At 70.2% G+C, this 10,680-nt stretch carries 13 protein-coding genes; 8 read left to right on the top strand and 5 right to left on the bottom strand.

The features are described from left to right. Together Q0C81_RS09740 and nth are read left to right on the top strand one after the other, a co-directional pair. The coding region (locus Q0C81_RS09740) for an NAD(P)/FAD-dependent oxidoreductase (RefSeq protein WP_291836952.1) at window positions 1-1,204 on the top strand (1,204 nt) is incomplete at its 5' end. After that, window positions 1,201-1,941: an endonuclease III gene (gene nth, locus Q0C81_RS09735; protein WP_291836950.1), complete on the top strand. Its 741-nt coding sequence runs from the start codon at window positions 1,201-1,203 to the stop codon at window positions 1,939-1,941. The genes Q0C81_RS09740 and nth, both read left to right, overlap by 4 nt. On the opposite strand, the gene Q0C81_RS09730 is transcribed toward nth, so the two are convergent. Next, on the bottom strand, window positions 1,938-2,396 hold the full coding sequence (locus tag Q0C81_RS09730; protein WP_291836948.1) for a hypothetical protein: 459 nt from the start codon (window positions 2,394-2,396) through the stop codon (window positions 1,938-1,940). The genes nth and Q0C81_RS09730 overlap by 4 nt on opposite strands. A gap of 5 nt (window positions 2,397-2,401) precedes the next feature. Then, window positions 2,402-3,277 (bottom strand): transporter, encoded by an 876-nt coding sequence (locus tag Q0C81_RS09725; RefSeq protein WP_291836946.1) that lies wholly within the window; start codon window positions 3,275-3,277, stop codon window positions 2,402-2,404. Window positions 3,278-3,354: 77 nt separating this feature from the next. Here Q0C81_RS09725 and Q0C81_RS09720 point away from each other — a divergent pair, with 77 nt between their 5' ends. Then, complete coding sequence (locus tag Q0C81_RS09720; protein ID WP_291836944.1) at window positions 3,355-4,371, top strand: adenosine kinase; 1,017 nt, start codon at window positions 3,355-3,357, stop codon at window positions 4,369-4,371. Window positions 4,372-4,522: 151 nt separating this feature from the next. On the opposite strand, the gene Q0C81_RS09715 is transcribed toward Q0C81_RS09720, so the two are convergent. The 3 genes from Q0C81_RS09715 to Q0C81_RS09705 are packed head-to-tail and all read right to left on the bottom strand — an operon-like array spanning window position 4,523 to window position 5,865. Then, window positions 4,523-5,089 carry a Smr/MutS family protein gene (locus Q0C81_RS09715; protein ID WP_291836942.1) on the bottom strand — a complete coding sequence of 189 codons (567 nt, stop codon included), beginning with the start codon at window positions 5,087-5,089 and terminating at the stop codon, window positions 4,523-4,525. Continuing rightward, window positions 5,086-5,334 (bottom strand): helix-turn-helix transcriptional regulator, encoded by a 249-nt coding sequence (locus Q0C81_RS09710; RefSeq protein WP_291836941.1) that lies wholly within the window; start codon window positions 5,332-5,334, stop codon window positions 5,086-5,088. The genes Q0C81_RS09715 and Q0C81_RS09710 overlap by 4 nt, the downstream gene beginning before the upstream one ends. 24 nt (window positions 5,335-5,358) lie before the next feature. Then, on the bottom strand, window positions 5,359-5,865 hold the full coding sequence (locus Q0C81_RS09705) for a DUF2975 domain-containing protein (RefSeq protein ID WP_291836939.1): 507 nt from the start codon (window positions 5,863-5,865) through the stop codon (window positions 5,359-5,361). A gap of 538 nt (window positions 5,866-6,403) precedes the next feature. Here Q0C81_RS09705 and rdgB point away from each other — a divergent pair. The 5 genes from rdgB to Q0C81_RS09680 all read left to right on the top strand — a co-directional run. After that, complete coding sequence (gene rdgB / locus Q0C81_RS09700; protein WP_291836937.1) at window positions 6,404-7,003, top strand: RdgB/HAM1 family non-canonical purine NTP pyrophosphatase; 600 nt, start codon at window positions 6,404-6,406, stop codon at window positions 7,001-7,003. Between the two features lie 165 nt (window positions 7,004-7,168). After that, on the top strand, window positions 7,169-8,323 hold the full coding sequence (gene hemW / locus Q0C81_RS09695; RefSeq protein ID WP_291836935.1) for a radical SAM family heme chaperone HemW: 1,155 nt from the start codon (window positions 7,169-7,171) through the stop codon (window positions 8,321-8,323). A gap of 247 nt (window positions 8,324-8,570) precedes the next feature. Beyond that, the gene (gene rsmI, locus Q0C81_RS09690; protein ID WP_291836934.1) at window positions 8,571-9,443 is read left to right on the top strand and encodes a 16S rRNA (cytidine(1402)-2'-O)-methyltransferase; all 873 of its coding nucleotides are present in this window, start codon (window positions 8,571-8,573) and stop codon (window positions 9,441-9,443) included. A 71-nt stretch (window positions 9,444-9,514) separates the two neighbouring features. Continuing rightward, on the top strand, window positions 9,515-9,871 hold the full coding sequence (locus Q0C81_RS09685; RefSeq protein ID WP_291836954.1) for a YraN family protein: 357 nt from the start codon (window positions 9,515-9,517) through the stop codon (window positions 9,869-9,871). Next, window positions 9,868-10,680 (top strand): transglutaminase family protein (locus tag Q0C81_RS09680; RefSeq protein WP_291836932.1); only part of this gene is annotated, 813 nt, incomplete at its 3' end. The genes Q0C81_RS09685 and Q0C81_RS09680, both read left to right, overlap by 4 nt.

The following is a 10,680-nucleotide window of genomic DNA, read 5'->3' as shown; positions in this document are numbered from 1 at the left end:
CGCCCTGTCCGGCCGCCCGCTGACCGTCGCCGTGCTGGAGGCGCGCGACCGCATCGGCGGCCGCGCCTGGACCCTGCCGTTCGAGGGCGAGGGCCTCGACATGGGCTGCGGCTGGCTGCACTCCGCCGACGAGAATCCGCTGGCCGCCCTGGTCGAACCCGCCGGCCTGACCGTCGATCGCACCCCGCCCCCCTGGCAAAGCCAGGCCTTCGGTCATGAGATCACCACCTCGGAACAGGCCGAGTTCCGCGCCGCCTTCGACGCCTTCGACGACCGCATCGCCCAGGCCGCCGCGCGCGGTCACGAGGGCCCGGCCTCGACCCTGCTGGAGCCTGACTGCCGCTGGAACGGCCGCATGGACGCCATCTCCGGCGCCCTGAACGGCGCGCGCTTCGCCGAGGTCTCCATCCTCGACTACGACGCCTATCGCGACACCGGGATCAACTGGCGGGTCCGCGAGGGCTATGGCCGTCTGATCGAGACCTTGGGCCGCCCGGTCGCGGTGGTCACGGGCTGCCCGGTGCGCCGGATCGACCGCTCGGGACCCGTTCTGCGGCTCGAGACCGACCGGGGCGTGATCGAGGCCCGCACCGTCATCGTCACCGTCCCCACAGACCTGATCGCGCGCGAGACCCTGCGTTTCGACCCGCCCCTGCCCGATCTGGTCGAGGCCGCGACCTATGTGCCGCTGGGGCTGGCGTCCAAGATGCACATGACGGTCACCAGGGCCGAGGACTTCCCGCCCGACAGCCAGCTGTGGGGCCGCCGCGACACCGGCGACACCGGCGGCTATCACCTGCGCCCCTTCGGCCGTCCGATGATCGAGGGCTACTACGGCGCCGACCTGGCCCGGGGGCTGGAGGCGGAAGGCCAGGACGGCTTCTTCGCCTTCGCCGTCGATGAGCTGGTCCATCTGCTGGGCTCGGACATGCGCAAGCGGCTGGCCCCGGTCACAGCCACCATGTGGGGCGCCGATCCCTGGTCTCACGGCGCCTATTCCCACGCCATGCCGGGCCACGCGGGCGACCGCCGCAAGCTGAAGGCCCCGGTCGAGAACCGCATCTTCCTCGCCGGCGAAGCCACCGCCGAAGCCTTCTACGGCACCGCCCACGGGGCCTGGATGGAGGGCGAACGCGCGGCGCGCGAAGCGTTGGCGGCCCTGGGGCTCGATCCCGGCCCGGCTCCCGGAGACGAGGGGGAATGAAGCCGCCCGCCCGCCCCCGCAAGAAGGCCGCGCCCAAACGCCCCGCCGTCATGACCGGCGCGGCCATTCCGATGCTGCGCTGGCCGCCGGACGAGGATCGGGTCGAGACCATCTTCGAACGGCTGGCGGCCGTCATGCCGGACCCGAAGACCGAGCTGAACTACTCCAATCCCTTCACCTTCGTCGTCGCGGTCGCCCTCTCGGCCCAGGCGACCGACGTCGGGGTCAACAAGGCGACCGACAAGCTGTTCAAGGTCGCCGACACGCCGGAAAAGATGCTGGCGCTCGGGGAAGAGGGTCTGATCCCCTACATCTCCTCGATCGGCCTCTATCGAGGCAAGGCGAAGAACGTCATCGCGCTCAGCCGCATCGTGCTGGAGAAGCACGGCGGCGAGATCCCGCTGACCCGCGAGGCGCTGCAGGCCCTGCCCGGCGTCGGGCGCAAGACCGCCAGCGTGGTGCTGAACGAAATGGGCGTCGAACCGGCCATCGCCGTGGACACCCACGTCTTTCGCGTCTCCCATCGTCTGGGGTTGGCCAACGCCGGCACGCCCGACAAGGTCGAGACCCAGCTGCACCGCATCGTCCCGGACGAGTGGCTGCCCAAGGCCCACCACTGGCTGATCCTGCACGGCCGCTACACCTGCACGGCGCGCCGGCCGAAATGCAGCGCCTGCGTGATCAGCGACCTGTGCCCGAGCCGCGCGGGCCTGCAGGCGTTGGGCGAGGCGGCTTAGGCCGGCGCCTGCCAGAACGTCACATATATGTCGTCATCGCCCGGCTCGGAGCCGTCGTAGAACTCAACGCAGAACGTCCTCCCGGGAAAATCACGAGCCAATTTGGCTCGATAGGTCTCCGCCAGAATACGGCCCACATGGATTGCCCGGGCCTCGATCAGGCCTGACCATTCGGCGCCCGGTGGCACGAACAGGTCGCCGGTATCCAGAAGGTTCGTGGCCGCTTCCACTCCCTTGCGATCCGTTCCATTCCCTTCCCACGAGCGGACGGTATCGACCGAAAACCCCTCTCGGAAGACGTAGCCTTCGAACTCCACGAAAGTTGGCCAGAAGAGATCGGCGAACGCGACGCCGAAGTCCGACCGAGCCTCGGTGTAAAGCCAGTCGAGCGACGTAATGCCGTTTCCGTTGTTCCACTCCTGAAGCTCAGGCAGAAGTCTCGCCGTCGTTTCCATCTCTCTCAGCCCCCCAGCCTCGCCTTCACCGCTTCCGCGAACCGCGCCCCGCCTTCCGGCGCCGAGCCCAGGTAGAAGTCCGGCTCGATCAGCTCGGCCTCCATCAGCAACCATTGACCGTCCGGCCCGGGAGCCATGTCGATGCGGGCGTAGAGCAGATCCTCGCCGATGGCCGCCAGCGTCGCCTCGGCCAGTTCGAGCGCGCCCTCCGGCGGTTCCGGCAGGGCGACGTACTGCCCGCCGAACTGCACCTGGATGCGGAAGTCGCCGTTCACCGGCCGCTTGTTGATCACGTGGCTCAGCTTGCCGCCGAAGAACAGCAGGCTGGTCTCGCCCTCGGTTTCGATCGACGGCAGATAGGGCTGGATCATCGCCGGCCCCTCGGGGGCGCCCCGCATCGTCTCGCCCCGCGCCAGCCGCAGCGTCTTGTACGCCCCGCCCGAGACGCGCGGCTTGACCACCACCACATCGGTCCCGAAGCGGTCGAAGGCGGCGTCCACGTCCGCCTGCGTCACGCCCTCGACCCAGACCGTGTCCGGCATGGCCACGCCCTTGTCGGCGAGGCGGCCCAGATAGCTCTTGTCCGAGTTCCAGCCGATCACCGACGCCGGATTACGCATCCGCACCCCCGCCGCCTCCCAGGTCCGGCAGGCCTGCATCCACCGTTGATGATCGCGGTGATAGCCCCACACGATCAGCGGCAGCACCAGCGGATAACCGGTCAGGCCCGAGGCGTCCGCGATGTGGTCGGTCCACGGCGTCGGCTCGACCGCGACCTCCGCCGCCGCCAGCGCCTGGGACAGCCGTTCCAGCACGCCCGGCCACTGCCCGGCGTATGAGGGATCGGCGGGATCGGGGGTCAGGACGGCGATACGGGTCATGCCGCGCTCATAGCCGTGAAAGTCGTCGCCGTCATGGACCGCTGGCCAATCGGCGTCGTGAGCGCTATGGCGCGCCCATGACCCAGAACCCCACCTATGACGTCATCGCCGTCGGCAACGCCATCGTCGACGTCCTGGCCCCCTGCGAGCCCGCCTTCCTGGACGCCCAGGGCCTGATCGTCGGCTCGATGCAGCTGGTCGATGCGAACCAGAGCGCGGCCCTCTACGCCGCCATGGCCGCGGGGGTCGAGGCCTCGGGCGGCTCGGCGGGCAACACCGTCGCGGGCGTCGGCAGCTTCGGCGGCCGGGCGGCCTATATCGGCAAGGTCGCCGACGACCAGCTGGGCGGGGTCTTCACCCATGACATCCAGGCCGTGGGCGTCCATTTCGAGACCCCGCCGCTGCAAGACGGCGCCGCGACCGGCCACGCCACCGGCGTGTGCATGATCAACGTCACCGCCGACGGCCAGCGCACCATGTGCACCTTCCTGGGCGCCGCCAATCAGCTGACGGTCGCCGACATCGACGCGGACCTGATCGGCGCCTCGGCCATCGTCTATCTGGAAGGCTATCTGTTCGACCCGGCCCCGGCCCGCGCCGCCTTCGAGGCCGCCGCCGCCGCCGCCCACGCCGCGGGCCGCAAGGTCGCCATCACCCTGTCGGACAGCTTCGTCGTCCACCGGTGGCGCGCCGAGCTTCTGGCCTTCATCGAGGCCTCCGCCGACATCGTCCTGGCCAATGAGGCCGAACTGGCCGCCCTGTTCGAGACCGACGACTTCGACGCCGCCGCCGAACGCCTGGCGTCAATGGTTGACGTGGCCGCCGTCACGCGCGGCGCCGAGGGCTCGGTGGTGATCTCGGGCGACCAGCGCGTCGCCGTCGCCGCCTTCCCGGTCGACAAGGTGGTCGACACCACCGGCGCCGGTGACCAGTACGCCGCCGGCCTGCTGCTGGGCCTCGCCCGCGGCCTGTCGCTGGAGGACGCCGGCAAGCTCGGCTCCCTCGCCGCCTCCGAAGTCATCGCCCACTGGGGCCCGCGCCCGATGACGTCGCTGGAGACGCTGGCTAGGGGAGCTGGGCTCGTTCTGAACTGACGGAGCCCGGCTAGTGGTTAGTGATTAGTGATTAGTGGGTGGCGGCTGAACGGGCGCCTCCAGCACGGGGCCCTGCCCGCGGACGCATCGAACCACTAATCACTAACCACTAATCACTAGCTGGGCGCCCTGCCCGCCGCCCTTGGCGCTGCTAACCCCGCCGGATCGTCACATACAGCGCCCCGTCGCCGCCGTGATGCCGCGCCGCCGGGGCGAAGCCGGACACTACCGTGCGCAGTCCCGGCGCCTGCAGCCACTCATGCACCGAGGCCCGGATGACGCCGGTTCCGCCGCGACGGCCCTGGCCGGTGACCACCAGCACCGCGCGATAGCCCCGCGCCTGCGCCCCGATCAGGAAGGCGGTCAGGGCGTCCTGGGCCTGGAACCGGCCATAACCGTGCAGGTCGATCTTGGCCTCGATCGGATCGCGCTCGCGCGACAGCCGGCGCTGGCGGCGGGGCTCCAGCTCTTCGGGCAGGCCCCGACCGCGCGAGGCGGACGGGGGCGCGACAGGCGCGGCGGCGCCGGGCTTCGGCGGCTTGACGAATTTCGGCGGCGACTTGGCGGGGGTCTTCGGATGGGGCGCGGCGGGCGGATCGGCCTCCACCGCGCCGGGCGTGACGCGCAGCGCCTTCTTGGCGACCTTCTCCTTCACCGAGCCGGAAACCCGGGCCCAGATGCGGCGATCCTCGGGGCTCAGGTCGGCCCGGCGGCTCATGAGGTCCCGTCGACGTCCTCGTCGGCGCCGAGGTCCTGCGGACCCGGCGACCAGGCCAGCAGGTCGCCCGGCTGGCAGTTCAGCTCGCGGCACAGGGCGTCCAGGGTCGTGAAGCGGATGGCCCGCGCCTTCCCGGTCTTCAGGATCGACAGATTGGCCAGGGTCACGCCCACGCGATCGGCGAGCTCGGTCAGCGACATGCGTCGTTCGACGAGGATGCGGTCAAGCTGGACGCGGATGGCCATGGGGACTGCTCTAACTCAACAGGATCAGATCGTCAGGTCGGATTCGCGGCGCAGGCGGGCGCCTTCGCGGAACACTTCGGCCAGCACGAACACGACCAGAACGGAGAAGGCGGGGGTGACCAGGTCGAACAGGCTCGGCGGCTCCAGCGCGCCGCGCACCAGGCGCGACACCAGGGTCTGGCCCACCCAGGCGCCCCCGGTCACGGTGGCCAGGGTCAGGCCGATCTGCTTCAGGCGGCTGACGTTGGCGGGCTGGAAGGGATCCCCGATGCGCAGGGTGTGCACGATCACCTTCAGGTGGCGCAGGATCAGGGCGAAGCCGCCCAGATAACCGACGAAGGCGCCCAGGCCGAACAGCAGATAGGCGCGCGGCACGGGCACGCGCGTGCCTTCATCGCCGGTGGTGGCGGTCAGACCCATCGGGCCCATCGGCACGAAGGCCACGAAGATGAAGGCGAGGACGGCGGCCAGGGTGGCCAGGGCCAGGGCCCAGAAGGCGGCGCGCAGCGCAACGCCCAGAAGTCTTGTCATCGATCCGGCGCGAAGGCCCGGCAGGGCGGGGGCGCGGACGGAAGGCAGGCGAAACCCGAGTGATGACGGCTTCGGGAAACGCATGGATCGGCCTTTCTCAGACCGGATGTCGGGGCGCGATCGCCGCGCGGGGTCCGGTGAACCCACGCGCGGGCTTATTATTCGCGTTTGTCATGCGGATCGTCAAAGCTCCCGACCGGGGTCGATCAGAAGAACTGGACGAGGGTCGCAACGAAGGCCGTCGGCATGGCGGCGAGCAGGAAGGCGTTCAGGACGCCGTGGCCGACCTTTTCGATGAAGTAGGAAGCGTTCATGGTGTTCATAGTCGTTCTCCGTCAGTCCTGAGTGAGGGATGTTTTCACCCCTCTTTCGTTGATCCGCTGGATCGATCTTGCCGGGGAAGGCCTTGACCGGGGAACGTTGCGGCGTCCGTTCTTGAGATAATAGATAGGCCGTGCCCCGGGGTAAGTCATGTTACATATCGTTTAACGATATTAAACTTGTGCAATGAATCATTACAGCGTCGCTTGAGGTCAAAATGTTGAAACTTGTCAAAGGGATGCGCATCGTCGCGGCGACCCACAACCCGGGCAAGGTTCCCGAGATCGAGGCGCTTCTCGGCGGACATTACGAGGTGGTCACCGCCGGTGGCCTGAATCTGCCCGAACCGGACGAGACCGAGAGCACTTTCGTCGGCAACGCCCTGCTCAAGGCGCGTCACGCGGCGGATCTGTCGGGCGAGGTCTCGCTGGCCGACGACTCCGGCCTGTCGGTCGCGGCGCTGGACGGCGCGCCGGGCATCTTTTCCGCCCGTTGGGCCGGACCGGACAAGGATTTCGCCTTCGCCATGCGCCGCGTGGAAGAAAGGCTCGAGGAAATCCGTTCCGACGACAGGCGCGCCTGGTTCACCTCGGCCCTCGCGGTCGCCTGGCCCAACGGCCCCGCCGTGGTGGTAGAGGGCCAGGTCCACGGCCTGCTGACCTTCCCCCCGCGCGGCGACCGCGGCTTCGGCTACGACCCCATCTTCATCCCCGAGGGTCAGACCCAGACCTTCGGCGAGCTGGATCCGGCGCTGAAGGACAGCCTCAGCCACCGCGCGCGGGCGTTCGAGAAGCTGAAGGCGGCTCTGATCGACTGATACGGCGTCTCCCTCCCCTTCTGGGGAGGGTGGCCGAGCGAAGCGAGGTCGGGTGGGGAGCCATCGCACTGACGGACGACCCCACCATCCCCACCCTGTCGTCGCTTGCGCGCCGACGTCCCTCCCCACTTCGGGGGAGGGAGATGAATAGTGTAGACCCCGTCCATGCCCCCCCACCCCGGCAATGACGTCGCCCTCTACGTCCACTGGCCCTACTGCGCCCGGATCTGTCCCTATTGCGACTTCAACGTCGTACGTGACCGCGGCCGGACGGAGGAGCAGGCCGCGCTCGCCGACGCCATCGTCTCCGACCTTGAGGCCCAGGCGGCCCTGACCGGTCCGCGCCGCCTCGCCTCCATCTTCTTCGGCGGCGGAACGCCCTCGCTGATGGATCCCGACGACGTCGCCCGGGTCATCGCCCGGGCGCAGACCCTGTTCGAACCGCGCGGCCCCATCGAGATCACGCTGGAGGCCAATCCCACCGACGCGGAGGCCGGCCGCTTCGCCGCCCTGGCCGACGCCGGAATCAACCGCCTGTCCATGGGGGTGCAGGCCCTGGACGACGCGGCCCTGACGATGCTGGGCCGCAATCATTCCGCCGCCGAGGCCCGCCGCGCCGTGGCCCTGGCCGCCCGCGCCTTCCCGCGCCTGTCCATCGACCTGATCTACGCCCGCCCCGGCCAGACCATCGGCGGCTGGCGCGCGGAACTGACCGAGGCCCTGGACCTCGGCTTCGAGCACGTCTCGCCCTACCAGCTGACCATCGAGCCCGCGACCGCCTTCGGCCGCGCCTTCGCCCGGGGGACCCTGGTCCCGCCCGACGAGGACCTGGCCGCCGAACTCTATGAGACCACGCAAGGCCTGCTCGAGGCCGCGGGCTTCGACGCCTATGAGGTCTCCAACCACGCCCGGGGCGAGGCGGCCCGCTCGGCCCACAACCTCCATGTCTGGCGCGGCGGCGACTATGTCGGCGTCGGCCCCGGCGCCCACGGCCGCCTGACCCTGGACGGCGTCCGCACCGCCACCGTCGCCCATCGCGGCCTCGCCGACTACATCGCTGGGGTCGCCTCGGCCTCGCCCTGGAGCGAGCGCGACGGCCAGTCCCCCGTCGAGGCCGCCGAGGAGCGCATCCTGCTGGGCCTGCGCACTGTCGAGGGCGTCGCCCTGACGGACCTGGAGGCGCTGGACCTGACGCCGGAGACCGGCCGCTTCGCCGACCTGCTCGCCGACGGCTTCCTCGTTCGCCAGGGCGACCGCATCGCCGCCACCGCCACCGGCCGGCCTCTGCTGGATGCCGTGCTGAAGGCGCTGCTGACCTGATCGCTCCTGCGTCCGTTTCTGGCGTACCGCCCCGGTAGACTGGCCTCTCCGGTCCTTGAAAATCAAACAGCGACGCTCGAGTTGAACCCCGAGCGCGATACTCCGCCTCAGGCGAATTTGTGCACGATGTGCACTCCATTTTTTCCGAGTGCGCTTTTCGCTCCCGGCCGTATCGGAAGTTTCGGCATGATGGGGTTTCGGCATTTTTCCCCTGACAGGGCCAGGCCTGTCAGGCACGGTCCCGCCGATGCCTGATCCGTCCGTCTTCCCGCCGACCGCCCCGCCTCCGCGCACTGTCGCGTCCGGCCTCTATCTGGTGGCGACGCCGATCGGGAACCTGCGCGACATGACCCTGCGGGCGCTCGACGTGCTGGCCGCCGCCGATCTGGTGCTGGCCGAGGACACCCGCGTCACCGCCAAGCTGCTGTCGGCCTATGGACTGAAGGCGAAGCTGGAGCGCTGCGACGACCACGCCTCGGAGCGCGCCGCCGAACTGGCCGTCGAACGGCTCAGGGACGGCGCCGTCGTCGCCCTGGTCTCGGACGCCGGCACCCCGCTGATCTCGGACCCCGGCTTCGTCGTCGCCCGCGCCGTCCTGGCCGAGGGCCTGCCGGTGCATCCGATCCCCGGCGCCTCCAGCCTGCTGGCCGCCCTGTGCATCGCCGGCCTGCCCGCCGACCGCGTCCTGTTCGCCGGCTTCCTGCCGCCCAAGTCGGGCGCCCGCCGCACCGCGCTGGAGGAGGTCCGCACCGGCCGCCAGACGCTGGTCTTCTTCGAGAGCGGCCCCCGCCTCGCCGACAGCCTGGCCGACATGGCCGCCGTGCTCGGACCCCGCCCCGCCGCCGTCGCCCGCGAGCTGACCAAGCTGTACGAAGAATGCGTGCGCGGGACCCTGGCAGACCTGGCCGTCGACCCCCGCTGCCAGTCGCCCAAGGGCGAGATCGTCATTGTCGTCGGTCCCGGCGAGGCCGAGGTCGCCTCGGAGGCCGACGCCGACGCCGCCCTGAAGGAAGCCATGACCCGTCTCCCGCCCGGCGAGGCCGCCGCCGAGGTGTCCAGGGCGCTGAACCTGCCCCGCAAGCCGCTCTACAAGCGGGCGCTGGAGCTTCAGGGCCGGTGACCGCGAAACGACCCTCGGTCCGCCTCAAGGCGCCGAAGGTCGTCAGGGCTCCGCGCGGCTGGCGCGTCAGCCTGGGCCGACTGTCCCACCGGCTGGGCCATCGCTCCGAATGGCTGGCGGCGGCCCTGCTGATGCTCAAGGGCTATCAGATCCTCGGCTTCCGGCTGAAGACCCGCGCCGGAGAGATCGACCTCCTGGCTCGCCGCGGCCGCACCCTGGCCGTGGTCGAGGTCAAGCGCCGATCAACCATGGATCAGGCGCTGGCCGCCCTCGGACCGGACCAGTACGCCCGCCTGCTCGCCGCCGGACGGGCGGTGTTGCGCCAAAGACCCAGCTTGGCCGGGCATCTGTTGCGGATCGATATTGTGGCGCTGGCCCCCCGCCGCTTTCCGCGCCATCGTCGGGACGTGAACCGGGGGCGGGCATGACACGCGAAGAGGCCGAACAGGGGCTGACGGAAGCCGGCTTGGCCGATGACGACGACTTCCCCTTGCTGGAAGCGGCCATCGCCTGCGCCATCCATGACTATCCCTTCCGCGAGGCCGAGCCGGTCCGGCTGCTGGCCGCCCACGCCGCCGAACGCCTGTCCGAGCGTCTGCCCAGCGAGGGACCGGAGGACGCCCTGGCCGAGACCTTGGCCGGCGACCTTCGACTGAACGGCGACCTGATCAACTATGATCACGTCGGCAACACCGACATCATCGACGTGGCGGAGCGCCGCCGGGGCTTGTCCGCCGCGCTGGCCGTCTTCTACCTCGACGCCGCCCGCCGCGCCGGGATCAAGGCCCAGGGCGTCGACTTCCCCGGCCACTTCCTGCTGCGGATCGAGACGCCGGAAGGGCCGGTGGCGCTGGACCCCTTCAGCCAGGGCCGGCTGGTCCTGCCGTCCGAGCTGACCCGGCGCGCGCTTCGAGCCGGACTGACCCCCCATGTCGCCGACCGCCTCGACGTGCTGATGGCTCCGGTCAGCGACCGCCAGGCCCTGATCCGGCTGCAGAACCTGCTCTTCATCCGCGCCATCAAGGTTCAGGACTATGAGAGCGCCGAGCGCTCGGCCCTGCGCCGCGCCCTGCTGGATCCCGAGGACCACCGCCCGTGGCTCGACGTCGCCGCCGCCCGCGAGAAGCAGGGCGCGCTGGCCGGAGCGCTGGAGGCCCTGTCCCACGCCCGCACCCTGGACGATCCCGGCGAAGTCCGCCGCCGCATGTCGGTGGACCGGGTGCGGCTGCAATTGAAC

Origin of the sequence: Brevundimonas sp., from assembly GCF_023259385.1 — a bacterium.
GTDB lineage: Bacteria > Pseudomonadota > Alphaproteobacteria > Caulobacterales > Caulobacteraceae > Brevundimonas.
Note: the sequence above shows the minus strand (reverse complement) of the source record. Positions and strands in the feature narration are given on the sequence as shown.